25 protein-coding genes are annotated in these 24,903 nt (G+C 41.3%); 14 read left to right on the top strand and 11 right to left on the bottom strand.

What is annotated here, in order from left to right; translation table 11 throughout:
• The first annotated feature begins 190 nt into the window (after positions 1-190).
• Genes B879_RS12070 through B879_RS12050 form a run of 5 tightly spaced genes read left to right on the top strand, consistent with a single transcriptional unit; the run spans position 191 to position 4,849 of the window.
• Complete coding sequence (locus B879_RS12070; protein ID WP_009185464.1) at positions 191-1,909, top strand: IlvD/Edd family dehydratase; 1,719 nt, start codon at positions 191-193, stop codon at positions 1,907-1,909.
• Positions 1,910-1,916: 7 nt separating this feature from the next.
• Positions 1,917-2,678 (top strand): SDR family NAD(P)-dependent oxidoreductase, encoded by a 762-nt coding sequence (locus tag B879_RS12065; RefSeq protein ID WP_009185463.1) that lies wholly within the window; start codon positions 1,917-1,919, stop codon positions 2,676-2,678.
• Positions 2,679-2,731: 53 nt separating this feature from the next.
• Positions 2,732-3,391: an acetoacetate decarboxylase family protein gene (locus tag B879_RS12060; RefSeq protein WP_009185462.1), complete on the top strand. Its 660-nt coding sequence runs from the start codon at positions 2,732-2,734 to the stop codon at positions 3,389-3,391.
• Positions 3,375-4,151, top strand: coding sequence for an SDR family NAD(P)-dependent oxidoreductase (locus B879_RS12055; RefSeq protein ID WP_009185461.1), 777 nt, complete (start codon positions 3,375-3,377; stop codon positions 4,149-4,151). The genes B879_RS12060 and B879_RS12055 overlap by 17 nt, the downstream gene beginning before the upstream one ends.
• 47 nt (positions 4,152-4,198) lie before the next feature.
• Complete coding sequence (locus B879_RS12050; protein ID WP_009185460.1) at positions 4,199-4,849, top strand: hypothetical protein; 651 nt, start codon at positions 4,199-4,201, stop codon at positions 4,847-4,849.
• A gap of 36 nt (positions 4,850-4,885) precedes the next feature.
• On the opposite strand, the gene B879_RS12045 is transcribed toward B879_RS12050, so the two are convergent.
• The 4 genes from B879_RS12045 to B879_RS12030 all read right to left on the bottom strand — a co-directional run bounded on the left by B879_RS12045 (position 4,886) and on the right by B879_RS12030 (position 7,655).
• Positions 4,886-5,407 (bottom strand): lipocalin family protein, encoded by a 522-nt coding sequence (locus tag B879_RS12045; RefSeq protein WP_009185459.1) that lies wholly within the window; start codon positions 5,405-5,407, stop codon positions 4,886-4,888.
• A gap of 135 nt (positions 5,408-5,542) precedes the next feature.
• Positions 5,543-6,649, bottom strand: a complete 1,107-nt coding sequence (locus B879_RS12040) for a DUF6268 family outer membrane beta-barrel protein (protein ID WP_009185458.1) — start codon at positions 6,647-6,649, stop codon at positions 5,543-5,545.
• A 13-nt stretch (positions 6,650-6,662) separates the two neighbouring features.
• Positions 6,663-7,106: a DUF2147 domain-containing protein gene (locus tag B879_RS12035; protein ID WP_009185457.1), complete on the bottom strand. Its 444-nt coding sequence runs from the start codon at positions 7,104-7,106 to the stop codon at positions 6,663-6,665.
• Positions 7,107-7,130: 24 nt separating this feature from the next.
• Entirely contained in the window at positions 7,131-7,655 is a 525-nt protein-coding gene (locus B879_RS12030) for a hypothetical protein (RefSeq protein ID WP_009185456.1), read from the bottom strand.
• A 270-nt stretch (positions 7,656-7,925) separates the two neighbouring features.
• Between B879_RS12030 and B879_RS12025 the strand changes: the two genes are divergently transcribed.
• From B879_RS12025 to B879_RS12010, 4 genes are all read left to right on the top strand, one after another.
• A complete protein-coding gene (locus tag B879_RS12025) occupies positions 7,926-9,218 on the top strand; it encodes a M20/M25/M40 family metallo-hydrolase (protein ID WP_009185455.1) in 1,293 nt (430 codons plus the stop codon).
• The gene (locus B879_RS12020) at positions 9,215-9,856 is read left to right on the top strand and encodes a Pr6Pr family membrane protein (RefSeq protein ID WP_009185454.1); all 642 of its coding nucleotides are present in this window, start codon (positions 9,215-9,217) and stop codon (positions 9,854-9,856) included. The genes B879_RS12025 and B879_RS12020 overlap by 4 nt, the downstream gene beginning before the upstream one ends.
• A gap of 22 nt (positions 9,857-9,878) precedes the next feature.
• Positions 9,879-11,756, top strand: a complete 1,878-nt coding sequence (locus B879_RS12015; RefSeq protein WP_009185453.1) for an alpha-amylase family glycosyl hydrolase — start codon at positions 9,879-9,881, stop codon at positions 11,754-11,756.
• Between the two features lie 81 nt (positions 11,757-11,837).
• Complete coding sequence (locus tag B879_RS12010) at positions 11,838-13,001, top strand: homogentisate 1,2-dioxygenase (protein ID WP_009185452.1); 1,164 nt, start codon at positions 11,838-11,840, stop codon at positions 12,999-13,001.
• Positions 13,002-13,126: 125 nt separating this feature from the next.
• On the opposite strand, the gene B879_RS12005 is transcribed toward B879_RS12010, so the two are convergent.
• Together B879_RS12005 and pafA are read right to left on the bottom strand one after the other, a co-directional pair.
• Entirely contained in the window at positions 13,127-13,540 is a 414-nt protein-coding gene (locus B879_RS12005) for a transposase (RefSeq protein ID WP_009185451.1), read from the bottom strand.
• A 166-nt stretch (positions 13,541-13,706) separates the two neighbouring features.
• Complete coding sequence (gene pafA, locus B879_RS12000) at positions 13,707-15,338, bottom strand: alkaline phosphatase PafA (RefSeq protein ID WP_040400614.1); 1,632 nt, start codon at positions 15,336-15,338, stop codon at positions 13,707-13,709.
• 161 nt (positions 15,339-15,499) lie between these two features.
• On the opposite strand from pafA, the gene B879_RS11995 reads away from it, so the two are divergent.
• The gene (locus B879_RS11995; protein WP_040400619.1) at positions 15,500-16,900 is read left to right on the top strand and encodes an aminopeptidase P N-terminal domain-containing protein; all 1,401 of its coding nucleotides are present in this window, start codon (positions 15,500-15,502) and stop codon (positions 16,898-16,900) included.
• Positions 16,901-16,996: 96 nt separating this feature from the next.
• Here B879_RS11995 and B879_RS11990 read toward each other — a convergent pair whose 3' ends face one another.
• The gene (locus tag B879_RS11990; RefSeq protein ID WP_438501546.1) at positions 16,997-17,638 is read right to left on the bottom strand and encodes a carboxypeptidase-like regulatory domain-containing protein; all 642 of its coding nucleotides are present in this window, start codon (positions 17,636-17,638) and stop codon (positions 16,997-16,999) included.
• Between the two features lie 142 nt (positions 17,639-17,780).
• Here B879_RS11990 and B879_RS11985 point away from each other — a divergent pair, with 142 nt between their 5' ends.
• From B879_RS11985 to B879_RS11970, 4 genes are all read left to right on the top strand, one after another.
• On the top strand, positions 17,781-18,164 hold the full coding sequence (locus B879_RS11985; RefSeq protein WP_009185447.1) for an ArsR/SmtB family transcription factor: 384 nt from the start codon (positions 17,781-17,783) through the stop codon (positions 18,162-18,164).
• 8 nt (positions 18,165-18,172) lie between these two features.
• Positions 18,173-18,868 carry a YjjG family noncanonical pyrimidine nucleotidase gene (locus B879_RS11980; protein ID WP_009185446.1) on the top strand — a complete coding sequence of 232 codons (696 nt, stop codon included), beginning with the start codon at positions 18,173-18,175 and terminating at the stop codon, positions 18,866-18,868.
• Positions 18,869-19,053: 185 nt separating this feature from the next.
• Positions 19,054-20,691 (top strand): L-glutamate gamma-semialdehyde dehydrogenase, encoded by a 1,638-nt coding sequence (gene pruA, locus B879_RS11975; RefSeq protein WP_009185445.1) that lies wholly within the window; start codon positions 19,054-19,056, stop codon positions 20,689-20,691.
• A gap of 640 nt (positions 20,692-21,331) precedes the next feature.
• Positions 21,332-22,444, top strand: coding sequence for a DUF4221 family protein (locus B879_RS11970; RefSeq protein ID WP_009185444.1), 1,113 nt, complete (start codon positions 21,332-21,334; stop codon positions 22,442-22,444).
• A 283-nt stretch (positions 22,445-22,727) separates the two neighbouring features.
• Here the strand turns inward: B879_RS11970 and ftsY are convergent, their stop codons facing one another.
• The 4 genes from ftsY to rpmB all read right to left on the bottom strand — a co-directional run bounded on the left by ftsY (position 22,728) and on the right by rpmB (position 24,436).
• Entirely contained in the window at positions 22,728-23,684 is a 957-nt protein-coding gene (gene ftsY / locus B879_RS11965) for a signal recognition particle-docking protein FtsY (protein ID WP_009185443.1), read from the bottom strand.
• Positions 23,685-23,775: 91 nt separating this feature from the next.
• Entirely contained in the window at positions 23,776-23,928 is a 153-nt protein-coding gene (locus B879_RS22145) for a DUF4295 domain-containing protein (protein WP_009185442.1), read from the bottom strand.
• Between the two features lie 45 nt (positions 23,929-23,973).
• On the bottom strand, positions 23,974-24,156 hold the full coding sequence (gene rpmG / locus B879_RS11960) for a 50S ribosomal protein L33 (protein ID WP_009185441.1): 183 nt from the start codon (positions 24,154-24,156) through the stop codon (positions 23,974-23,976).
• Between the two features lie 37 nt (positions 24,157-24,193).
• Complete coding sequence (gene rpmB / locus B879_RS11955) at positions 24,194-24,436, bottom strand: 50S ribosomal protein L28 (RefSeq protein WP_009185440.1); 243 nt, start codon at positions 24,434-24,436, stop codon at positions 24,194-24,196.
• Positions 24,437-24,903: the final 467 nt, after the last annotated feature.

Genomic DNA, 24,903 nt, shown 5'->3' with positions numbered 1-24,903 from the left:
AGGAAATAATTAGCTTTTATTGGTGATGAATTTCCCTGCCCCGTTCAGAGCCATTGGATTTTTTAAAAATAAGATTTGAATTCGGAGACCAATATTTAACCTCTCCTCACATTTTCATTTCTGCATTGAGTTTAACCCAAAACTTTTCTTAAATTCTGACCAATTTTAACTCTTGTCAAACCTATTTGCTATGAAAGAAAAAAAATTAAGGAGCCAGGAATGGTATGGAAGAAAAGGTAAAGATGGCTTTATCTATAGATCTTGGATGAAAAATCAGGGATTGCCCCATCACCTCTTTGAAGGAGAAAAGCCTGTAATTGGCATCTGTAATACCTATTCCGAACTGACACCTTGCAATGCCCATTTTAGAGAATTGGCGGAGGCGGTCAAAAGAGGGGTTTGGGAAGCAGGAGGTTTTCCCTTGGAGTTTCCTGTGATGTCTTTGGGAGAATGTTCTATTAAACCAACTGCCATGTTGTTCAGAAATCTGGCCAGTATGGATGTGGAAGAAAGCATCCGTGCCAATCCTATGGATGGGGTGATATTGCTCTGTGGCTGCGATAAAACTACTCCTTCCTTGGTGATGGGGGCAGCCAGTGTGAATTTGCCTACCATGGTGGTCTCTGGGGGTCCTATGTTGGCAGGTTGGTTTAAAGGAAAGAAAATAGGTACTTCTGATGTATGGAGGTTTGCCGAACAATACAAAAAAGGAGAGCTTTCTGAGGAGGAATTTGTAGCTGCTGAAGCGGCCATGTCAAGATCTAGGGGGCATTGTGCACCAATGGGAACAGCTTCCTCAATGGCTGCCATGGTGGAAGCCTTGGGTCTTGCTTTGCCAGATAATGCCACCATTCCAGCGGCAGACTCCAGAAGAAAGGTGCTTGCCCACATGGCAGGCATGAGGATAGTGGAAATGGTCAAGGAAGATCTGAAAATGACCGATATACTGACAAGGAAGGCATTTGAAAATGCCATAATGGTCAATGCAGCTATTGGTGGATCCACTAACTTTATTCTCCACCTTTTGGCTATAGCAAGAAGGATTGGAGTAGAATTGGATATTGAGGATTTTGATAAATTTTCCGCCAATATTCCTTTGATTGCCAATATCCAGCCTTCGGGTGAGCACTTTGTAGAGGACCTTTTCTATGCTGGGGGAATGCCTGCGGTGATGAAAGAAATCCAAAACATTCTGCATAGGGATCTGATCACCGTCAACGGGAAAACCATTGGTGAAAACATCGCAGATGCAGCTTGTTACAATAGGGATTTGATCGGGACATTGGAGAAACCATTCAAGCCAGAATCGGGCATTGCTGTGCTCAAAGGCAATCTCTGTCCCAATGGAGCGGTTTTGAAGCCTTCAGCTGCCACTCCTTCCCTGTTGCAGCATCGTGGTCAGGCGGTAGTGTTTGAAGATATAGATGATTATAAAAGAAGAATAGATGATCCGGAATTGGATGTCACGCCTGAATCGGTTTTGGTCTTGAAGAATGTGGGGCCAAAAGGCTATCCTGGAATGCCTGAGGTTGGCAATATGGCTCTACCTGCAAAAATTCTGGCCCAAGGGATTTCAGATATGGTTAGAATTTCTGATGGACGAATGAGTGGTACTGGCTTTGGAACCGTAGTTTTACATGTATCTCCTGAATCTGCTATTGGAGGAAACTTGGCACTGGTAAGAAATGGGGATTGGGTCACACTCGATGTGCCTAATAGAAGTTTGATGTTGGAAGTATCAGAAGAAGAACTGGAAGAGCGCAGGACATCCTTTAAGTCAATGAACCTGGGCTATGATAGGGGTTATGTAAACCTATTTATCCAAAATGTGAATCAAGCGCATGAAGGTGTTGATTTTGATTTCTTAGTAGGGGCATCAGGGCCAGAGGTGAAAAGAGATTCTCACTAATTAAGCCATGGAAAATCATCAAAAAATCATTTTAATCACAGGGGCTGGACAAGGAATAGGCTTGGAAATCGCCCGATTACTTGCCATTAAAGGCCATCATATCATACTAAATGATATTGAAAAAAGCCTTACCGATGATGGAGTTAAAAAATTGATGAAAGTAGCAAAAGGTATGGTGATGGGCATATCCGGGGATGCAGGGGATCCAGTAACCATCCTAGAAATGATGCAGTTGGTTGAAAAGCAGTTTGGTAGGTTGGATATAGCTATCGCTAATGCAGGAATAACCCTATATGGAGATTTTTGGGCATATGAATTTGATGACTTTATGGAGGTGATGCGTGTCAATATGGCCGGAACTTTCTTTTTGGCCCAAGCCGCAGCCCAGTTGATGAAAAAGCAGCAGAGTGGGGGTTCATTATTGTTCACTTCTTCTGTCACAGCCCATCAGGCCCATAAAAACCTGGCTGCCTATGCCATGAGCAAGGCAGGAATAGAGATGTTGGCCAAGAATTTGGTCATCGAGCTTTCCGAATACCGGATAAATGTCAATACCATTGCTCCTGGAGCCACCCTCACCAATAGGACTTCGATGGACAAAGACTACGAAAGTACCTGGTCATCCATTACACCTATGGGGAGGCCTGCTTATGAAAAGGATATTGCTGAGGCTGCTGTGTTTCTTGTTTCTGACGAAGCCAGACATATTACCGGCCAAAATTTGATCATCGATGGGGGTTGGACCAGTATCAGTCCCTCGCCCTATTAGTCAGCATACAGAAGATTAAATATGCGCTGAATATTTTGAATGTGAAAGATTTAATGGAGATCATAAAACCAAGCACACATTATCCACCACCTTGGCAGTTAAATGGTGAGGGGATCATTATGGTATACAAATTTAAAAAGGACTGGTTAGTACAAAATGGTCTATGGGAATTGGGATCATCAAAAAGTTATAAGGGAGGGCTGGGCTTTGTGATGTTGGTCAATTACCATAATTCCCCGGTTGGTCCATATAAGGAACTTCTCATCATTCCAGGGAAATATGCACCTCAAAAAAGACAATCCATTTCCCATATTTTTGTTGATTCGGAAGCAAGTACCGAGAATGGACGTTATAATTGGGGCATACCAAAGGAGACTGTTCCTATCATTTGGCAGACAGAAGGGGATGAAGATACCATAGGCATAGGTACGGAAGAGGACCCTATTTTATTCTGTAAAGTTAAAAGCAGGGGGATTTCCTTTCCTGCCACGACAAAATTGCTGCCAATTCGTTTGCATCAGATTTTGGGTGGAAATGCATACCGGACTGACCCCGGTGGTTCAGGTTGGGCAAAATTGGCGCATATAGAAAAGTTGAATGTAGAATCCAGCCGGTTCCCGGATATTTCCAAGGTTAAGCCTCTTTTTTGTTTTAAAGTAAATCCTTTTACCATGCATTTCCCCCTATCCGAGATTTATGAGCATCAGCAATAAAAATATTGTGATCACAGGGGCTGCATCTGGTATAGGTAAGGCTTTGGTTCAAAAATTAGCCAAAGACAATTCCATATTGGCAGTGGATATTTCAGAGGAGGGACTAAAATTTCTGCAAAAAGTCTATCCGGAAATAATGGTGGTTCACATAGATTTATTAGAAGAGGGCGCAGTGGAGGAGGTTATGGAAAAAGCATTTGCGATGTGGAATACGGTTGATATGTATTTTGCTAATGCTGGGTTTGGTACTTATGGACATTGGCATGAGGTCGATGAAAAAAAACTTGAGGATATTTTCAGAATTAATGTCACGGTTCCATTTTTGACCGGAAAAGCATTAAAAAAAAGGCAGAGCAGTCCTTTCCGTTTGATCGTAACTGCATCTGCTGTGTCTTATTGGACTGTACCAGGATACTCAGTTTACAGTGCCAGTAAAGCCGCTATGCATCAATTGGCTGAAGGGATAAGGGCAGAGGGGGATGGAGATTGGTTGACTTTGGTCTATCCTGCCTCTACAGCTACTTCCTTCTTTGTGATGGCAGGTAAAAACATACCTCAAGCCTATCCTGTTCAGTCAGCCGAAAGGGCTGCTGAATATATGCTCAAGGGGGTAGCAAAAAACAAAAAATACATTTACCCCTCTACTTTATTCAGGTTTGTATTATTGGTCAATCGATGGATTCCCCTGATAAAGCCCTTATACACCTTGTTTGAGCGGAGGAAATTCCAAGCTTGGTCCAACTTAAGGGCCTCAAATTAGCTTATACCCTAAATTGTATTTATTCTTTCACTAAACATAAAGGCATCATGAAAATACAGACAATCATTGCATCTTTAATTGGACTCTTGGCTTTTCACGCTTGTGGGCCTAAATCAGAGGAACCTTCTTTGCCTATGAAAGTGGCACAGGCTTATGGATTTGATCAATTTGACCGCTTGAACAGCATTGCTTATACCTGGAATGTGCAGGTAGATTCATCTCGGGTTGTTACCAGGGACTGGAAATGGAATATTAAAGACCGTACTGTTTACTATGCAGATGCTGACACCAGTTACACTTATAGCTTGGAATTACCTGCAGATGAAATGCCTCCAGCAGATAAAGGGTTCATCAATGACAAGTATTGGTTGATGTATCCTTTTCAACTGGTATGGGATGAAGGCTATTCCTACACGGTAGAGGAAGAGGTGGCCGCTCCTATTTCAGGTGTTTTGAGCACAAAGCTGATTGTGGTATACAATGATGAAGATGGTTATACTCCCGGTGACGCTTATGATCTATATTTGGATGAAAATTTCATGATTCGGGAATGGGTCTTTCGAAGAGGAAATGGACCGGATGGACGCCCTTTTACCTGGGAAAATGAAAAAGAATTCCAAGGAGTGAAATTTGCAACGGAACATAAAAACGCAGATGGAATGCGCTTTATATGGTTTACAGATATCATGGTAGAATGACCATAAGGAAGAAAACCCAACTTGAATTTATTTCGATTATTTCACAAAGCTGAGTTCCAACTGTAACTTAACCAATACAGGAGATCCTTCTTCAAAGAAATCACCACTTTCTTCTTCTTCAAGTAAGATGGTCAGACGACTATTGGTCAGTTCTTTGACCTGGAATTCCTGGGTTTCACTATCAGAGGTCAGCCTTAAAAGGGTGTTCCCATTTCTGAGTTCATAAGTACCCGATTCGTCCAACCTTCCATTCACTGTAATTTCATAAGTTCCATCAGCTTTAAACTGTAAAACAGTACCGGCAAAATCTGCATTTGAGAAAAAATCATTTCTAATTTGATTGGCCAAAGCCTCGGCCTCCTGCGGTGTCGCTCCCAATGAGATTAAGAACTGTTCCAAGGTTTGGCCATTTACCTGGAGGTCAAGTTGAAATGTACTATAACTCCATGTTCCTACAATGGGGGAGACCACAGGTTCCTCTTTGTCCCTGCAGGATGAAAAAAATACGATAAAGGCCATTACCAATATGGCAGGGGAAAAATAGGAGCGGTTTTTCATAATTATCTTTGATGGTAGTAGCAATTTAGCGCTAAGTTCATCGAGATCAAACAGTTGTCAGAAATACTTTAAAATAAAAAAGAGGCTGTCTCAATTTATGGAGACAGCCTCTTTTTCAAAGGGATTTGAGATTATTTATAGGGTAACGAAACTGATCCCTATGTTGAAATAGACGGTATTGGTCAGGTTATTGATCATGCCATAATCTTGAGTGCCAAAGAAGCCTCTGAAGAATTCTCTGCTTCCCTCCAGTTCATCGGCATTGAACGTCCAATCCATCCTGTACCCTGCCTGAAAATGTGCCCAGAAAGGTCCTGAGATTTTGCGCTGAAGCTCTATTCTAGGGCGCAGTTCCCCTCTTCGGATTTCATAGCTGTTGTTGCCTACGGAAAACTGGTCTATCCGGTAACTCTGCCCCTCCAACTCATACCCAAATAATAAAAGGGCATCCTTGTTGAAGTTATATCTACCATGGGCCCTAGCTGGGAACAGGATTTCAGTGCCCCATTTTCTATCTGCGCTGGTCACATCATACATGACCACAGGGACATAGTTTAGGTTTCCTACCCTATAGGTTCTGGCAAGACCGAGTCCCCAGCGTTTTCTTTCACTGACTCTCTTGGCATATACAGCTGCCAAACTCCAACGAATGGTGTTGAAAGGTTGTAAAGAAAAACCGAAGTCACCGCTCATGTCTAGTGAACCTTGGAAAATAAAGAAGTTTTCCTCACTGATAGGAACAAAAAAAGTGTTGGTCCAATTGAGGTTATTCAATCCATTCTCATTGAGAATACTTGCCAATCCCGAAGCATTTCCATCTGCTTCAATATCGGTAATGTTATAACCTACCCGCATGTAGTTCAACCCACTCTGCCAAACCAGGTTACTTTTAGAAATGATTGGAATGTTGGAATTGAAACGCATGCCTCCTGTAAAATTTACCCTACCTGATTCGCTGATCGGGGCAGTCTCATCTACACCCCAGCCAGTACCCTGACTGGCAGGAAATCTTGCCGCAGACAGGTTCATGGTGTAGGGAGTTTGCATATCATATGAAACGCTAAAAAACCGTGTAGGGCTTAAACCTACGATGGTAGGCTTTGCATAGCGCTTAACCTCTCCTTCATCGACAAGTTCTAGATCATCATACATGCTCCAGTCCTCTTCATCTTCATCCTGAGCATTACTGAAAAAAGGAGCAATAAATAGAAGCGGAAGTAAAATCCAAATTATTTTTTTCATCAATCCAGAGCGATTACCTTACCTTAAGTCTTCTCCAAGTGTCAGACCTGCCAAATGTTTTTACACCCACATACCCTCGGATATCCAAGGTGTTCTCATCTTTAAAGGTAATGACGGAGCTATAAGTATTACCTGTCTCAGGATCATAAATGGTGCCTTCTGCCCACTCACCTTTCCCCTTGTATTCGAAATCTTTCAGGATTCTGTAACCTCTCAAAGGTACATTGGCCATACTTTTATCCGGGTTGTTGACATCGGTTTTAGGTTCCCCTGTTTCAGGATCATTGGGTTCTTTTAACCATACGATTCTTCCATAATATTTTCCATCAATATTATCAATTTTCACCCTTGCTTTACCATGCCCAGGCTCCCAAACGCCGACAATGTCATCTGCTTCTTGGGCAAATACAAAGATCGCCATCAGGCAAAATCCAAGTGTTAACAGTAGCTTTCTCATAATTGTGTATTATTTATTTTAGGTTTACTTTTTAATTTCCAATTCAAATGTTGCCTTTAAGCTGAAATGAATATCCTCCCAGTACTCTTCTTCCAAAAGGTCAAAGTCTCCCACAAAAGTGATTTTGCCATCCTCAAAAGCAGAAGCAAGTTTTTCCTGCTTGTCTGCCAGGTTCAGAACAAAGGATTTTCCGGGATCAATTTTTCCCTGATATAATCCCAAGCGCGTCATCGGCGTATTTTTTGAAGTCATCTCGAATACCATTTTTTCAATCCCCGGTAAGCCCTCCCCATCTTCTAATGAAATTTCGACCTGGGTGAGTTTGGCATTTTTCACAGCTGTTAAATCTTCTTCCGTCTTACCAATCAATGCGGATAAATCAAATTCCCAAGATGCTGTTGCTGTATTGGCCCCTTCAAATAAAGGTCCCTCCGCAGAAAGGCGCAATTCTGGGGAATTAATGGTTATTTTTTCTGTTTCACCAGCACAGGAGGCCAGAAATGTCAGGGATATTCCCAATAAAAGGTTAAGGAATGTATTTTTTTTCATATTGAGCGGAAATCAGTTTGGTTTGTTATAATTCAACGGATTATTGAGTTTTTGTTTTCATCAAATTTTCTTACCTCATGTAAACGAGGTCTGAAAAATTGATTTTTTGCCCTATATTCAAAGCATCTTAATTCCATGTTGTAACTTTCCAATGGAGGCCTTGTTTGCAAATTTGGGGTGATTATTCTTCAAAATCCAACATTACAACAGTATTTGGCTTTCAAAAAAAGTACCAAAACTTAAAAAATAAAATTTTAAACTGCCCAATTCATGAAAAGTAAATTAGTTCTTGTGCTTATGTTGTTGACAACCAGTGTTTTTTCTCAACAACTCTCTGATGCCGAAGAAAAGCTTCTGGAAATCATCGATAGGAATTATCAAGAAACCATTGCCTTACTCGAAGAAACGGTCAACATTAATTCTGGGACCTTTAACTTGGAAGGGGTCAGGGAAGTGGGAAAAGTATTCGAAAGGGAGTTTGCAAAAATTGGTTTTGAGACAACGTGGGTTACATTGCCGGATTCATTGAGAAGGGCGGGACATTTTGTGGCTACGAAGAAAGGCAAAAGTGGGAAGAAGCTTTTTTTCATTGGTCACTTGGATACTGTTTTTGAAAAAGACATGCCTTTTTACCCCTTCACCATGGTGGATGAAAATACAGCCAAAGGTCAGGGTGTAAACGATATGAAGGGAGGCAATGTAATGATATTTGCCACCTTAAAAGCATTGGATGAGTTGGGTTTATTGGAGGATAAAACCATAACAGTGTATTTCACAGGAGATGAAGAAAATGCAGGGGATCCAAGTTGGGTCAGCAGATTGGATTTTGTTGAAAGGGCCAAACAGCACGATTATGCTTTGGGATATGAAACTGCCCAAGGTTTCAATATTGCCACAGTGGCCAGAAGAGGGGCAAGTGGTTGGACTCTAAAAACCACAGGCAGACAAGTGCATTCCTCTGGCGTTTTTAGAGAATCGGTCGGATACGGAGCAATATATGAAGCAGCTAGAATACTCAATGCTTTCAGGGAAGAATTGGCAGGTGAACAGTACCTTACTTTCAATCCGGGGCAGTTTATTGGTGGGTCTGATATCGGTTATGACGAAATTTCGGGGGAAGGTAAGGCTTTGGGCAAAACGAATATTGTGGCCAGGGAAGCTTTGGTAACGGGTGACTTAAGGTTTCTCGGAGAGCCACAAAAAGAAGCTGCCAGGGAGAAGATGCGAAAAATTGTAGCTGCCAATCTAAATGGAACTACCGCCGAGATTGTATTTAAAGATGGAATTCCATCTATGCCACCGACTTCGGGCAACTATGCGCTGGTGGATGTACTTAACAGGGTCAGTTTGGATATGGGACTCGGAGCAGTAAAAGCTGGAGACCCTGGATCTAGGGGAGCTGGAGATATTTCTTATGTAGCAGATTATCTGGATTGTATTGATGGTTTGGGTGCTTCAGGAACTGGTGCGCATTCTCCTGCTGAAACTATCAATATGAAGGAGTATCCTGATCTTTTAAAGCGGTCAACTTTGTTTGTCTACAGACTTTTAAATCAAGAATGAGAAGGGAACTTGCCTACATATTTGCTTTTATTGCTTGGTCTTCAGTTTCCATGCAGTATTGGATCATGCTGGAATCCACACCATTTACGCTTGGAACTGCTACACTTCGGTTTTTCAGCTATTTTACTATTCTCACCAATACACTGTTGGCTCTTTATTTCAGTTCTCAAGTCCATGCACATTTACATGACCGCGGTAAAATCTGGGGAAAATCCGGAACACTGACAGCCATCACGGTCTATATTTTAGTGGTTGGATTGGTGTATCAGTTTGTCTTACGGGGTATTTGGGATCCGCAGGGAATGGCCCGCTTTACCGATGAATTATTGCACTCTTTAAATCCCCTATTGGCCTTGGTATTTTGGTGGCTTTTTGAGGACAAGAAAGCGGTTGAATGGAAACAAATCCCTTATTGGCTCATTTATCCGCTTGTATATTTTATTTACACAGTAATACATGGACTGTTAAGTGGTTTCTATCCTTATCCTTTTGTTGATCTTAATGAAATCAGTATTGGACAGTTACTGATCAACTTTTTGATATTGGCAACAACCTTTTCATTGGTATCGTTGGGATTGGTTGGCTTGGGGAAAAGGCTTTCCAAGGCTCAGGGCAATAAACAAAATTTAGTACCTTGATGATTCAAACTAATGAAAACCAATGAGCAAGTATAAATTACAGTTTTGCTGTTATGCATTGGGGATCTTAATGTTCTCCACGGCCTGTAGTTCCTCTGAGACCAATGACCAAGAGATGGAAAAAGAACATAAAATTGTAGTCTATCAGGTTTTTACCCGGCTTTTTGGAAATACCAATACCACCAATAAGCCTTGGGGTACCGTTGAAGAAAATGGTGTCGGGAAATTCAATGATTTTACGGGCAAAGCCCTTCAGGAAATCAGGGGCCTTGGGGTGACCCACATTTGGTACACTGGGGTTCCACATCATGCTGTCATTAGGGATTACACGGCCTACGGGATTTCCAATGATGACCCGGATGTGGTCAAAGGTCGTGCAGGTTCGCCATATGCAGTAAAAGATTATTACCAGGTCAGTCCGGACCTAGCGGTAGATCCAGCCCAAAGAATGGAAGAATTTGAAGCATTGATTGCCAGAACCCACAGTCATGGCATGAAGGTGATTATAGACATTGTGCCCAACCATGTGGCAAGAAAATATGAGGGGTTGAACAACCCTTCTGGCGTCAGAGATTTTGGGGCAGATGATGATACGAGTGTAGCTTATCATCGGGAAAACAATTTTTATTATATCCCCGGAGAGCCTTTTAAGGTACCCGCCCCTTTGGATGGATATCAACCTCTAGGAGGAGAGCAACACCCATTGGCAGATGGAAAATTTGATGAAAACCCAGCCAAATGGACAGGCAATGGAAGTAGAGACCCACAACCGCATTTTTATGATTGGTACGAAACAGTAAAAGTAAATTATGGTGTAAAGCCAGATGGAAGCAAGGATTTCCCTGAATTGCCTGAAGGTTTTGACAAGAAAGACTATAAAGCCCATTTTGAGTTTTGGAAGGGTCAAGAGGTTCCCAGTTCATGGAAGAAATTTAAAGACATTGCAATATTTTGGATAGAAAAAGGAGTGGATGGTTTCCGATATGATATGGCTGAGATGGTCCCTGTGGAGTTTTGGTCCTATATGAATTCAGCGATCAAAATGAAAAACCCTGAAGCATTCTTATTGGCAGAAATTTATAATCCCAAGGCTTACAGGGATTATATCCACTTAGGTAAAATGGATTACCTCTATGATAAAGTGGAATTGTATGACACACTCAAAAACATCATTCAGGGCAAGGGTTCTACGGATAACATCATCCCTATCCAAGCTGGATTAGCTGATATTGGAAAGCATATGCTTCATTTTTTGGAAAACCATGATGAGCAAAGGATTGCCAGTCCGGAATTCGCAGGGAAAGCGGAAAAAGCCAAGCCTGCTGCAGTGATATCTGCCACCATTGATCAGGGACCAATGATGATGTATTTTGGTCAGGAAGTAGGAGAGCCCGGGGCCGAAGATGCCGGATTTGGGAAACCTTCCCGTACCTCTATTTTTGACTATATCGGGGTTCCCCATCATCAGCGTTGGGTAAATGAAGGGAAATTTGACGGGGGGCAGCTTTCAGAGGAAGAGAAAGGCTTAAGAGATTTTTACAAAAGACTTCTTAACCTGATCGGTAAAAGTCCCGCAATGGGGGGAGCCTATCAGGAGATTCATAGCCATAACCGACAGCATACAGATTGGTACAATGACAAAGTATTTTCCTATGTACGTTGGTCCGATATACAGCGACTTTTGGTGGTGAGTAATTTCGACGCTGATAGCAGCTTTGGTTTTGATTTACAAGTCCCTGCTGAATTGATTTTGGCTTGGGCCCTAGCTGATGGTACTTATGAGGTAGAGGAGAAATTGTATGGAAGGGCAAAAGCAAAGTTACATGTGGTGGAGGGAAAAGGTAGGATAAGGGTGGACCTAGAACCTTTGGAAAGTTGGATCTTGGAATTGCCCGGGTAACCTTTGAGGTATTTGTCCGGTTTATAAAAAAGACAGGCACAATTCATTAAATTTGTTAACGTAAACCCAAATAACAGACAAATGGCTTATTATTTCAGATTAGGTAATATTCCGCCCAAAAGGCACACCCAATTCCGTCAGCCTGACGGCAGTCTATTCAAAGAAGAACTGGTTAGCTCCAAAGGATTCTCCGGCATTTATTCTAACCTCTACCATATTCACAATCCCAATAATGTATTGGCTATTGGCAAACCATCTCCTTATAACTGGGAGCCTGCCAAAGAACATGGATTGCAGCAGACCCATTTAAAGACAGCAGGCGTTAGTACCACAGGGAAGGATTACCTCAGTGCCAGAAAAATGCTGATGATGAACAATGACGTCATGATGGGCATCTGTTCTCCTGAGGAGAGAAAAATGGATTATTACTTTAAAAATGCAGATGGCGACGAATTGATTTATGTGCATGATGGGGAAGGAGTGATGTTTTCCCAATTTGGAAAGCTAGAGGTCAGAAAGGGTGATTATATCGTGATTCCAAGAACAACCATTTACCGCTTTGAGTGGAAAGAAGAAGGTCCATTGCGGCTTTTGGTGATTGAGTCTCATGGTCCCATCGAGACAGTGAAAAGGTATAGAAATGAGCTGGGACAGCTTTTGGAGCACTCTCCATATTGCGAAAGGGATATCCGTCCTCCGGGTGAGTTGGTGACTGAATCTGAAAAAGGCGAATACCTTGTGCAGATTAAAAAGGGAGGAATGCTGCACCCTTATACTTATGGGCACAGCCCACTGGATATTGTAGGATGGGATGGCTTCTTATACCCTTATGCCTTGTCTATTCATGATTTTGAACCTATTACGGGACGTATCCATCAGCCACCACCGGTACATCAGACCTTCCAAGCTTGGGGCTTTGTGATTTGCTCTTTTGTGCCAAGGTTATTTGATTATCATCCATTGGCTATCCCTGCCCCTTATAACCACAGCAATATTGATTCTGATGAGGTTTTGTATTATGCTGAGGGAGAATTTATGAGCAGAAAAGGAATTGACCGAGGTTCTTTTACGATTCACATGGGAGGTCTTCCACATGGTCCACACCCTGGAACTGTAGAAAAGTCCATTGGGGCCAAGGAAACCCATGAATACGCAGTTATGTTAGACACTTTCAAACCTTTATTTGTTACAACGCAAGGCCTGGATTTTGTGGATCTGGATTATCCGATGAGTTGGAAAGAATAAAGTTACACAAGTGCATGTAATGGAGCGGGTGGTTCACCCGCTTCTTTTTTGGTTCAAACAACTTTTTTGGACGGCATTTTACTGCGAAATTTTTAGAACCTTATCTATTCCAGCCATCAGAAGACTTATAAGCCTAAAAACTTCATTTCCTCTTCGAAAGTTATTTCCCTGTGCTTCACTTCTTGTCTCAAGATCATAGACTTTTCTGCAGACAGGCGATTGATACTGACAGAATGGGCATGGAAATTTTTTTCCCATTGAAAATTATGATTCAGCCCTTTATTAAGGCTTAACTTTGTTTTTATAAAAGTTTGTAAATGGGAAGCAAAACCATTTAGCGAAATATTCTCCGGAAGTTTGATGAGAATATGAATGTGTTCAGGCAAAACAGAATATGTGATGGATTGATCTTCATGGCTGCCAATAAAATCCTCCATGGCCTCCATGATCGCTTTAGATTCGGCTTTTCCGAAAATTTTTTCTTGATTTTTGGTACTTAAAACCAAGTGTGTCCAAATTTCTGAATGTGAATGTTTCATTTTTATAAATGAATTACTCAAAAATATGTATAAATTATGGTAGCTGAAAACTAAGCCTACACTAATTTACCAGAATTTCATTTAAAAAATTCAATTGGCACTATTTGATTTGGGGAATTTTCAAAGGAAAACAGAACCCCCAGTGATTTCTGGAGGGTTTGATTTCTCAAGGTAGTATTTCTAAAATGGGCTGGCCTGTCGCCCCATTGGGCAAGCGGATGTTGAGCAACATAGAAAGTGTGGGTGCTATGTCTGTAATCGTAACATACCGAGAGCTTTCTCCAGAAGGAATATTCCAGCCCATAAAAGCGATCGGAACATGTGTGTCATAAGTATAGCCAGTTCCATGTGTGGTTCCTCTCCAAGAGCTGCTTAGCCATGCAGGCTCTAATATCAACAATAAATCGCCTGAGGCTTTGTGGTTATAACCCATCTGAAGCAGATGTTTTCTTCCTGTCATGTAATCCAGTCTTCTCATATCGGTGGCGGTGTACACCTCTTTGATGCCATCAAAGCGCAAGAGGAATTCAGCAAGCTCTCTTTGAATCTGTTCTACCTCAATTCCTTTTTCTTTGGCAAGTTCATGATTGATGAAAACCTGTTCATTGGTAAAACTGCTGATCCAGTTTCCTTCTCCAAATTTTGCTGCACAAAAGCCTCGCATCTGGGTAAGTATAAATCGTGTATTGAAGTTGCCAGCAGGCACCTTTTCACTTAACATATAATCTACGATATCTGCTACAGCATGGTCAGCTGTCAAAAAGACCAGGTATTCTCCCTTCCCATATTCGCCATCCAAATAATTGAAAAACTGTTCAAGTTCCCGGTCTAACCTGAGGTAGTTATCTTCCAATTCTACTGAAGTAGGGCCAAAACGGTGGCCTATGTAGTCAGGTGAGGAAAAGCTTATAGCCAAAAGATCCGTTTCACCTCTTTTCCCCAACTTTTCTCCTTCTATCGCAGCATAAGCCATATCTAAAGTAAGGGTATTACCATAGGGGGTGGTTGATATCAAACCATAATCATCATTGTATTCCATTAAGGCAGGGAGGTCATAAGGGAATGTTGCAGTTTCCATGCCGATAAAAGGTCCCTCAAATGGATTGTCATCGGCTATACTCTGCACATAAGTTTCAATCGGAAAAAGAGTTTCCCATTTTCCAGAAAGGTATTTTTGGGCCAGCTGCTTGTCATTTAAATCCTTTACCCAGCCAGGTAATTCTTCGTGATAATAATTGGAGGTCATAAATTCTCCTGTTTTGCTATCAAACCAATAGGCATCTCCGGTATGACCAGCTGGTAAAGCCGCCCCCCTGTCTTTGATGGCTATTCCCACAACCTTTGCCCTTTTGTTGCTGGCAAAACGTAACTCATCAGATATAGTGGTACTGTACATATTTCTGGGGGAGATTTTTCCGTTTGACGCTGTTCCTCCTACAGCTATAACCGTACTGTCTTCAGCACAATAGATCATTCTCCCTAGATCTCTGACGTACCAGTTGTTGGCTATAATACCATGCGTAGCTGGGGTAGTTCCGGTATAGATAGAAGCATGCCCAGGGCCAGTGTAAGTGGGGATATAATTGTAGTGGGCATTCTTCATCATGAAGCCCTCTTTCATCAGTCTTTTAAATCCACCTTCGGTATATCGCTCTTCAAACTTGTAGAAATATTCTTGTCGCATTTGATCCACTACTAACCCCACTACCAATTTGGGTTTTTTACTTACTTCACTTTGAGCTGGGGATATAAGAGGTATAATAAAAAATAGCAATAGTAATAAACGGGTCTTTTTCATCATCTAAACATTTTCTGTTGTTGCAAATATAAGGAACTGATCCAATGCGGGGTTTATCAAAAAGAATTATCCGGATGGAAATCGTATTAATGGGTAATTTTTATCTTTGGCAGTCGTATTTAATTCAAGAAAAATTATATTTCAACGAAAATTTGATGTCTATGAAAAAATATAACAGGCTTTTGCTAATCATATTTCTATTTTACTTCCAATTAGAAATCAATGCCCAGTCTTATTTCGCTGATGGATTGCCTCCCTCTTTTCATAAAGAAAGAAGACAGGCATTGAGGGAAATCATGCCGGCCAACAGTGCAGCAGTATTTTTCAATAATCCGGTTAAAAACAGGTCTAACGACACGGAATTCAAGTATAGGCCCAACTCGGACTTTTATTATTTAACAGGGTTTAGAGAACCAAATGCTGCCCTGATCATTTTGAAAAATCCACAATTGGTTAACGGGAGAATGGTAAATGAGATCATTTATGTTCAGCCCAGAGATCCTAGAAAAGAACAATGGGATGGGGAAAGGTTAGGAGTTGAAGGAGTGAAAGAAAAATTGGGATTTGAAGCGGTCTTTTTGAATGCGGATTTTCTGAAGCAACCTAATTTGGATTGGTCCAATATACAGCCCATCTTGTCTTTTACGATAGGAGAATTTGAAGGAGGCTCTTACAATGCACCTTTGAAGGATATGGTGGCAGCATTCAAGGGCTTTTCGCTGGTTAAAGAAGCCCCAAGTTCCCCTAACCTTGATCAGTTGATGAATCAGCTCAGGGTGGTCAAAACACCGGAAGAACTAGAAGTGATGCGAAAGGCAGTTGAAATATCAGGTAAGGCTCATGTGGAAGCCTTCAAATCGATACAGCCTGGCGTGTCTGAGAGAAGCATTCAGGGTGTACATGAATTTGTACACAAGGTATTAGGGGCTGAGGATATCGGTTACAGTTCCATTGTGGGCGCAGGGAATAACAGCACCATCTTGCATTATGTGGAGAATTACCGTACTGACCTACAGGATGGGCTGATTCTAATGGATGTTGGGGCCGAATACAGAGGGTATTCCGGAGACATCACCAGAACTGTCCCTGTCAAGGGGAGATTTTCTCCAGAAGAAAAAGCCATTTATGAGATTGTATTGGAAGCACTCGAAGCCGGTATAGAAGCTTGCCAGCCTGGATCTGATTTTCAGCGAGTGGGTGCCGCTTCAAGAAAAGTTATCGATGAAGGTCTCCTACGTTTGGGTTTGGTAAAGAAGGGAGAAAGACATCCCTACTTCCCTCATGGTATTGGACATCATTTGGGTTTGGATGTGCATGATAGAGGAGGGTATGGGAAATTGGAACCGGGAATGATATTAACTGTAGAGCCGGGTATTTATATTCCTGAGGGAAGTCCTGTAGATGAAAAATGGTGGGGTATTGGTGTTAGGATTGAGGATAATATCCTTATCACAGAAAAAGGTAATGAAAACCTAAGTTCGTTTGTTCCAAAAACGGTGGAAGATATCGAAGCGGTCATGAAAGATAAAGGGATCTTACAAAAGTTAGAATTAGAAAATTAATTAATCCCAAATCAAGCCAAATAAAGACCTTTAAAAAAGTAAGTAGAATAACTATTTAACAATAATGGCCCTGGGTCTTTCCCTGGGCCATTATTTTTAGTCTCGGCTTTTTAAATCTCCCCGTTTGATGGATTGGATAAATCTAGACCAAGCAAAAGGATCCAATAAGGTAAATGGTCTAGGTCCGTACCTGTCCTGTATTTGCATCACGCGACCTTGTTGAAAATACCGCCAATTCTCATTTCCGGAGGCAGGCATTTGTTCTGCGTACCTCAATAAAGTTTCAGGGCTTAAGTTGCCTCTTGAATCTATGGCCATCGGGGCTTCATAGTTCATTGCCAAAACCTGTCTTTTGAACTCCTCCTCTGTTGGGAAAGGCATAATTTCAATTTCTGAAAGTGCAATTTCGTCCATTTGCATGGTAACAATTAGACTGATGTCACTGTCTGTATTTTCCGGAACTTTGAAAGTTTGCCTTTTGAGTCCTATAAAGCTAAATACAACTGAATCTCCTTCTAAAACCGGCATAGAGAAATAACCATATCGGCCTGAAGTGGTACCCCTGCCCTTTTTAGGGACATAAATGTTAACGCCAGGGACAGCATCAGTACTGTCTGCATTCAGTACGATACCTGTAAGCTGCAGTACTTTTCTTTCTTTGTCCTGCGCATGGCTATTTTGGCTTCCTAAAAGGAAAAAAAGGACCAAAAAGCCAAAAATGATATGTTGTAAACGAATCTTCAAATCCTTAATGTTGTTAAATTTTATACGCTATTTAAATTACTTTGGCCAATAGCCTACCGCAAATTTGATATAATATTAGCCTATTTTGACTGTATTTGTTTAATTTCAAGCGGCTTTTATTCGTTAAAATTACTAAATGCGTCTCAAAAATATAAGTTTAAATTATGGAATGCGGATTTTTAAGGCTTTATCTGAAGAGCCAAGGGTTCGGATTTTACACCTTTTGCTTCAAAATAAAGAACTTTCTATATCAGATATGGAGCATATCTTAGACTTCACGCAGACCAAAACCAGTAGGCATTTAGGGTATCTTAAAAATGCCGGACTTGTGGGCAGTAGAAGGGTAGATCAATGGATATTTTATTACATCCTTGATGAGGCCCAGGAAATCATACAGCAGATTTTTAAGTTTATTCAAAAGGATGCCAACCTTCTGCGCGATCAAGAGGTTTACCACATATTGCATTCCAACAGGGAATTGGCAAAAAACAAAATAGAAAACAATCCATACCGAAAATAATTACCCCTTTGAAAAAGTACCAGCATTTATTCTTTGACCTGGACCATACACTCTGGGATTATGACAGAAACGTCCAGGAGTCCCTTTCCGAACTCTTTGAAGTCTATCAATTGGCCAATTGCGGTATTACCGATTCCGGTAAATTCGTCCAGTCTTTTTACAATGTGAACTTCAAGCTTTGGGCCATGTACGATGTGGGGAAAATTGACAAACTGTCACTTAGGCAAACAAGGTTTAAGTTGATATTTGAAAATGCAGGAGCCGATCCCAATTTGGTCCCTAAGGTGATGGAAGAAGATTTTATGCATAGGACTTCCTCCAAACCTCATTTATTGCCTTACACTTTTGAAATTTTGGACTACCTGAAACCTAATTATGGACTGCATATCATTTCCAACGGGTTTAATGAAAGCCAGGCAAAAAAGATGGAGGCTTCCGGCTTGAGTCCTTATTTTGATCTGGTGGTTACCTCAGAGACCACGGGGCATAAAAAGCCCGATCCAAGGATCTTTCAATATGCCCTGAATAGGTTGGGGATAAAAAATACAGATTCCATGATGATAGGAGACAATCCCAATTCAGATATTTTGGGTGCTATACAATCTCAGATTGACAATGTGTATTTCGACCCGCATGAGAAGGGAATTGAATACCAACCCACATATACAATCCGGCATTTAAAAGAACTGGAAAACTTGCTCTAAGCTGAGGGGAATCAATTATGGTAGAGTTGCTTTACTCCTTTTGGGAATATTTGGGAAGAAATAAAAAAGCCTTAATCACATTCCCCAAAAATTTTATGAGAGGGGGATAAAAGCAAGGTATGGAAAGGCATTGCAAACCATGTTTCTTATATTTGTCTGTCAGAACCAAATAAACTCAAATACTTATGTTGAAAGGATTTTTCAATGTGCCTACTCCGCACAATGAACCCGTAAAAAGTTATGCACCAGGCTCAGCTGAAAGAAAAGAGTTACAGGCAAAATTAAAAGAACTTCGCGCACAGGAAATCGATGTGCCCATGTATATCGGCAGTGAAGAAGTGAGGACAGGAAAGAAAAAACCGCTTTCACCGCCTCATGATCATCAGCATGTCCTTGGCTATTTCCATGAAGGAGATGCTTCACATGTGGAGCAGGCAATTAATGCCGCCCTAGGGGCTAAATATGCTTGGGAACATATGGAATGGGAACAAAGGGCAGCTATTTTCCTCAAGGCCGCTGATCTTTTGGCTGGCCCCTACCGATCAAAAATAAACGCTGCAACCATGTTGGGGCAGTCTAAAAATGCCTTTCAAGCAGAAATTGATGCGGCATGTGAAATCATTGATTTCCTGCGCTTCAATGTGAAATATATGGCTGAAATATATCAGCAGCAGCCTCCTGTTTCCGGAGATGGTGTTTGGAATAGGTTGGAACAAAGACCTTTGGAAGGTTTTGTTTTCGCTTTGACGCCTTTCAATTTTACGGCCATTGCCGGTAATTTACCAACTTCTGCTGCCATGATGGGCAATACTGTGGTTTGGAAGCCCGCCTATACCCAAATCTATTCTGCCAATGTGTTGATGGAGGTATTCAGGGAAGCCGGAGTACCGGATGGCGTGATCAACTTGGTATATGTAGATGGACCGACCACTGGTAATGTAATATTTAATCATCCTGATTTTGCAGGGATTCATTTTACTGGCTCTACAGGCGTTTTCCAGCATATCTGGAAAACCATAGGGGAGAATATTTACAAGTACAAGACCTACCCTAGAATTGTTGGTGAAACCGGCGGTAAGGATTTTGTGATCGCTCACAAATCTGCCAATCCTAAAGCAGTAGCAGTAGGTCTTTCCAGAGGGGCATTCGAATTCCAGGGACAAAAATGTTCTGCAGCTTCAAGAGCCTATATTCCAAGCAACCTATGGGATGAGGTGAAACAATACCTGTTAGATGATTTGGCCTCCATGAAAATGGGAGGAACGGAAGATTTTACCAATTTTATCAATGCTGTGATTGACGAAAAGGCATTTGATAAAATTTCCAAATACATTAACAATGCCAAGAAGGCCGAGGGCGTGGAAATCATTGCTGGGGGTAACTATGATAAGTCAAAAGGCTACTTCATCGAGCCTACTGTAATATTGACCAAGGACCCTATGTATGTAACCATGTGTGAGGAAATCTTTGGACCGGTATTGACCATTTATGTGTACCACGAAAACCACTACGAAGAGGCATTGGAATTGGTGGATCAGACCTCTCCTTATGCCTTGACCGGAGCGGTTTTCTCTCAGGACCGTTATGCCGTTGAACTGGCTACCAAGAAACTCAGAAATGCTGCCGGTAATTTCTACATCAATGATAAACCGACAGGTGCGGTAGTTGGGCAGCAGCCATTTGGAGGCGCTAGGGCATCTGGCACCAATGACAAGGCCGGTTCAATGATCAACTTGTTGCGCTGGGTTTCTCCAAGAACGATCAAAGAAACCTTTGTATCTCCGGTGGATTATAGGTATCCGTTCTTGGGTGAAGAGGACTGAGCGTAAAAAAAGCTTTGGTAAAGCTTTTAGCGAAGGGCCAGGTTGTAGGGTAGGTTTGGAAAGATGAATGATTAGGCGAGAGATTAGACTTGATTTACGTCAGTCGGGAGATTTCTTTACTAGAAACAAGAAGCAAGAGACAAGAAACAAGAATCAAGATAAAAGACCCCTTCGGTCAAGGGACTTTATAGGGCAGAATAGGGCCAGTTTACTAAACTGCTCTTTTGTCTAAAGTCTTACTTCTTGTGTCTTGCATCTTAAACCTTACGTATTGTGATAAAAAGATCTGATCAGCTGTCAAGTTTGTCTGTATGGACCTTCGGGGTTATAAAAACTCCGAAGGTCTTTTTCGTTTTAGGTGATTGGACCTAAATTTAGCTATTCATCCTTGCAATTTTAAAGTATCAATTTAAATTTGTTAGGAAGAATATTCATTTACCTTGCAAATTTAAAATCAAGAGAACGCTGAGTCCTAAGTTAAGCAAGGGCTTTGTGAATGGCCGCGAGGACATCAAGTCCACGCAAAGGTATTTTGTCTATGGGGGGGATGATCATTTCCCGATCAATACAGACACGAGGGTTGTCTCGCTCAAAAAACAATGGAAATAATTACAAATACTACTGTCTAACTGGCTTTTTTATGATGCGGGCAACGACCATTTTATTCGGCTTGATCCTTTTGTTCTCTTGCTCTGATTCCAAAAAGGAGGCTATTTTTATAACTACCGATCTAACTGATTACATCGTGGATACCCTGTATTTGGAAAAGGACACGTTAACCAGGAGTCTGCCTCAGGGGTTTACCTTTTTGGAGCAAAATGGTAAATCTTTTTTATTTGGTGTCATAGGGCGAAGGATGTACCAATACAGCTATCCTTCAGGGAAACTCGAAGGTACAGTTGATTTTGAAATTGAGGGACCCGATGGTATAGGAGGGTTTGTATCGGGAAGCTTGATTACTGAAGATGGGATTTTTTTCATTTCGGATCAAAAAGCAATTGTTCATACTGATTTTCATGGCAAAGTGCTGGATAGATTTCCATTACCCAATGTCCCTGAAGAAAGATTGGCTGTGAATTTTAGTGTTGTCAATGGCAACAGGATGCACTATGATAAGGAAAAAAGGCAATTAATATTGGCTGATGTTCCTTTTGTATTAAAGGAGCCCAATATGGCTTATCAGGACTGGGTTTGGAGATATGACTTAAAGAATGGAATAGGAGAGCCCATATCTTTTTCCTACCCTGAAATCTACAGCGCGTATTATGATGATCCCGAATTGGGGCTTTATTCCCATATTTTCCTTGACATGGAAAATCTCCATCTGGTAAGCTTTCCTGTGACCGATTCCTTATTGGTCATGGATGGCAAAAGTTCCAAATGGATAAACTCCAAAAGTTCAGTTCCTTTGGTTTTTCAAAAGGGGCGAACTGAACAGAGAGGTGAATACATGGTTTTTTCACCAAGCATGGAAACCAGCAGGTACAAATGGGTTATTTTTGAACCAATGTCCCAGCTATTATTGAGGTATGTAGATATCGAAACTAAAATTTTGGAAAGTGGGAGGGTTCAAAATAAGAGCAGTTTCATCTTGCATAAGCTTGATTTTGAAACAGTGGGGGAATTATTTTTTGACAATCGGCAGATTGCGCCTAGTGGCTTTGCCACTCCAGATGGGTTTTACTTCAAATTGTTGAGCCCGTCTTCTGACGATGTGGAGGAATATGTAAGGATTCGGGTGGTGTTGGAATAAATAGTTGGCATATCCGCGACTACAACAACAAACGAATAACACTGGCAATTTGGAAGGTTCAGATACTAATGGATATTGGATCCGCCTCGGCAGACAAGTTATTAATTGATATTGCGGCCAAACCAATCCATTATTTGCAAAAAAAATTTCATTCTGCCTCAGCAAACTCAAAGGTCGGAGAGGCTTGACCCTTGAGGTTTTCAAAAACCTAGAGGGTCTTTTACTTATATTTTATCTAATTCTGAGGAATAAACCTTCGAGGTCTGAAAGAGACCTCAAAGGTTTACTTCTTCTTAAACAAAGAATCCACAAATTCTTTTCTGTTGAAAACCTGTAAGTCGGTCATCTTTTCGCCGACACCGATGTATTTGACCGGGATTTTGAATTGGTCTGAGATGCCAATGACCACGCCTCCTTTGGCTGTGCCATCAAGTTTGGTGATGGCTAACGCAGTAATATCCGTGGCTTTGGTAAATTCTTTGGCCTGAATAAAGGCATTTTGCCCTGTGGAACCATCCAGAACCAACAGGATTTCGTGAGGGGCATCATCAATGAATTTCTGCATCACACGTTTGATCTTGGTCAGTTCATTCATCAGGTTGACCTTGGTATGCAAACGTCCAGCTGTATCTACAATGACCACATCGGCATTGGTGTCAACCCCCTGTTTCACCGCATCAAAAGCGACAGAAGCGGGATCGGTATTCATGCCATGTGAGACCACGGGGACGCCAACACGATCACCCCAAAGGATCAACTGATCTACAGCAGCTGCCCTAAAGGTATCAGCTGCACCTAAGATTACAGACTTTCCAGCTTGCTTGAATTGATGGGCCAATTTGCCAATGGTAGTCGTTTTGCCCACGCCATTCACCCCCACGACCATGATGACATAAGGTTTTTTATCGGCGGGAAGGTCAAAATCCGACAAATCCTGGCTTTGGTTTTCCCCCAATAAGCCCATGATTTCTTCCCTTAGGATGATGTCCAGCTCTGTAGTATTCAGGTATTTATCTCTGGAGACCCTTTCCTCAATTCTCCTGATAATCTTGATGGTGGTATCTACCCCTACATCTGAGGTAATTAGGATCTCTTCCAGTTCGTCAAGGACTTCATCATCTACTTTTGACTTACCGACTACTGCTTTGCTGAGTTTTGAAAAAATATTCTCGCTGGATTTTTGGAGGCCCTGGTCCAAGCTCTCTTTTTTTTCCTTCGAAAAGAAACCGAAAATTCCCATAGTATTTTGATTTAAAGTCCGAATATAATGAAAAAGTCCCTTCATAGCTTTCGCATGAAGGGACTTTTACTGCATTACGATGTAAGGCAAGTTATTTTTTCAATGTTTCCTGAACCATAGGGGTAGGGACCATTTCTTCTCTGAAGGTATAAGCTCCGGTTTTTTCGGACTTTACAGCTTTGATAACTTTAGCATAAGTTACTCCACCTTCTTTTTTCAGGGTTGCTACTACTTTCTTAGCCATATCTTTAAGGGGTTTGATGCTGCAAAGCGCAGCAAGGGTCCTAAATTATTTAATTTCTTTATGAACCGTTACTTTCTTAAGGATTGGGTTGTATTTCTTTAACTCCAATCTTTCAGTCGTATTTTTACGGTTTTTGGTGGTGATGTATCTGGAAGTTCCAGCAACGCCTGAGTTTTTGTGCTCAGTACACTCCAATACTACCTGAACTCTATTACCTTTCTTAGCCATCGCTCTGTATTTTTAAATGGGTAAAACCTGACCTATATTACTTAATGATGATCATACCTTTTTCCTGAGCATCCTTCAATACAGCGCTAACACCTTTCTTATTGATGGTTCTCAAAGCTTTGGTACAAACTTTCAACGTGATCCAAGCATCTTCCTCAGGAATGTAGAAGTTTTTCTTGTGTAAGTTAGGGTAAAACTTACGCTTGGTCTTGTTGTTCGCGTGCGATACGTTATTACCTACTCGAGGTCTTTTACCGGTGATGTCACAAACTTTTGCCATGATATATTATCGTATTATTAGAGACGTTTTTAGAATTGAGTCTGCAAATATCGGACTTTTAGCTGAATTACCAAAAGCGACCATTAAAAATATTCTGTAAAGTTTTAAAAATGTGTGGGATTGGAAGGGAGAGGCGAGAAGCAAGAGGTAAGAAGTAAGAAGCAGGAATTTCGGAAGTGGGAGGTCGGAAGTGGAAATTGAACATTAAGTTAAGGGATTTAAGGGCTGTTATTAAGAGCCAAGTAAAAAGGCAAAAGTCAAAAGTGGCTTAAAATCAATAATTTGAGAAATTATGAGATTTTATTGGGAAAAAAAATTAGAAACCGCAGCTGGTCAATTATTGTCCAAGGCTTATCCATGCCAACTCTATCCGTATAGCTTGGGAGGTTTGAAAAGAAGCAAGATGTGATATGTTAGACAGAAGACATAAGACACAAGAAAGGAGAAATGGGGAGTGAGAGTTAAGT

This window comes from Cecembia lonarensis LW9, assembly GCF_000298295.1.
Taxonomy (GTDB): domain Bacteria; phylum Bacteroidota; class Bacteroidia; order Cytophagales; family Cyclobacteriaceae; genus Cecembia; species Cecembia lonarensis.
The sequence above is the reverse complement of the archived record's forward strand: the minus strand, read 5'-3'. Positions and strand labels throughout refer to the sequence as shown.

Excerpts from the sequence above, each read along its gene's own strand:
- B879_RS12045 (WP_009185459.1), bottom strand. The coding sequence starts at position 5,407 with ATGAAAAACCGCTCCTATTTTTCCCCTGCCATATTGGTAATGGCCTTT.
- B879_RS12020 (WP_009185454.1), top strand. The coding sequence starts at position 9,215 with ATGAGAAGGGAACTTGCCTACATATTTGCTTTTATTGCTTGGTCTTCA.
- B879_RS12025 (WP_009185455.1), top strand. The coding sequence starts at position 7,926 with ATGAAAAGTAAATTAGTTCTTGTGCTTATGTTGTTGACAACCAGTGTT.
- rpmB (WP_009185440.1), bottom strand. The coding sequence starts at position 24,436 with ATGGCAAAAGTTTGTGACATCACCGGTAAAAGACCTCGAGTAGGTAAT.
- B879_RS12030 (WP_009185456.1), bottom strand. The coding sequence starts at position 7,655 with ATGAAAAAAAATACATTCCTTAACCTTTTATTGGGAATATCCCTGACA.
- B879_RS12070 (WP_009185464.1), top strand. The coding sequence starts at position 191 with ATGAAAGAAAAAAAATTAAGGAGCCAGGAATGGTATGGAAGAAAAGGT.
- B879_RS12010 (WP_009185452.1), top strand. The coding sequence starts at position 11,838 with ATGGCTTATTATTTCAGATTAGGTAATATTCCGCCCAAAAGGCACACC.
- B879_RS12040 (WP_009185458.1), bottom strand. The coding sequence starts at position 6,649 with ATGAAAAAAATAATTTGGATTTTACTTCCGCTTCTATTTATTGCTCCT.
- ftsY (WP_009185443.1), bottom strand. The coding sequence starts at position 23,684 with ATGGGAATTTTCGGTTTCTTTTCGAAGGAAAAAAAAGAGAGCTTGGAC.
- B879_RS11970 (WP_009185444.1), top strand. The coding sequence starts at position 21,332 with ATGATGCGGGCAACGACCATTTTATTCGGCTTGATCCTTTTGTTCTCT.
- pafA (WP_040400614.1), bottom strand. The coding sequence starts at position 15,338 with ATGAAAAAGACCCGTTTATTACTATTGCTATTTTTTATTATACCTCTT.
- B879_RS11995 (WP_040400619.1), top strand. The coding sequence starts at position 15,500 with ATGAAAAAATATAACAGGCTTTTGCTAATCATATTTCTATTTTACTTC.
- pruA (WP_009185445.1), top strand. The coding sequence starts at position 19,054 with ATGTTGAAAGGATTTTTCAATGTGCCTACTCCGCACAATGAACCCGTA.
- B879_RS12050 (WP_009185460.1), top strand. The coding sequence starts at position 4,199 with ATGAAAATACAGACAATCATTGCATCTTTAATTGGACTCTTGGCTTTT.
- B879_RS12035 (WP_009185457.1), bottom strand. The coding sequence starts at position 7,106 with ATGAGAAAGCTACTGTTAACACTTGGATTTTGCCTGATGGCGATCTTT.
- rpmG (WP_009185441.1), bottom strand. The coding sequence starts at position 24,156 with ATGGCTAAGAAAGGTAATAGAGTTCAGGTAGTATTGGAGTGTACTGAG.
- B879_RS12060 (WP_009185462.1), top strand. The coding sequence starts at position 2,732 with ATGGAGATCATAAAACCAAGCACACATTATCCACCACCTTGGCAGTTA.
- B879_RS12065 (WP_009185463.1), top strand. The coding sequence starts at position 1,917 with ATGGAAAATCATCAAAAAATCATTTTAATCACAGGGGCTGGACAAGGA.
- B879_RS11985 (WP_009185447.1), top strand. The coding sequence starts at position 17,781 with ATGCGTCTCAAAAATATAAGTTTAAATTATGGAATGCGGATTTTTAAG.
- B879_RS22145 (WP_009185442.1), bottom strand. The coding sequence starts at position 23,928 with ATGGCTAAGAAAGTAGTAGCAACCCTGAAAAAAGAAGGTGGAGTAACT.
- B879_RS12055 (WP_009185461.1), top strand. The coding sequence starts at position 3,375 with ATGAGCATCAGCAATAAAAATATTGTGATCACAGGGGCTGCATCTGGT.
- B879_RS12015 (WP_009185453.1), top strand. The coding sequence starts at position 9,879 with ATGAGCAAGTATAAATTACAGTTTTGCTGTTATGCATTGGGGATCTTA.
- B879_RS12005 (WP_009185451.1), bottom strand. The coding sequence starts at position 13,540 with ATGAAACATTCACATTCAGAAATTTGGACACACTTGGTTTTAAGTACC.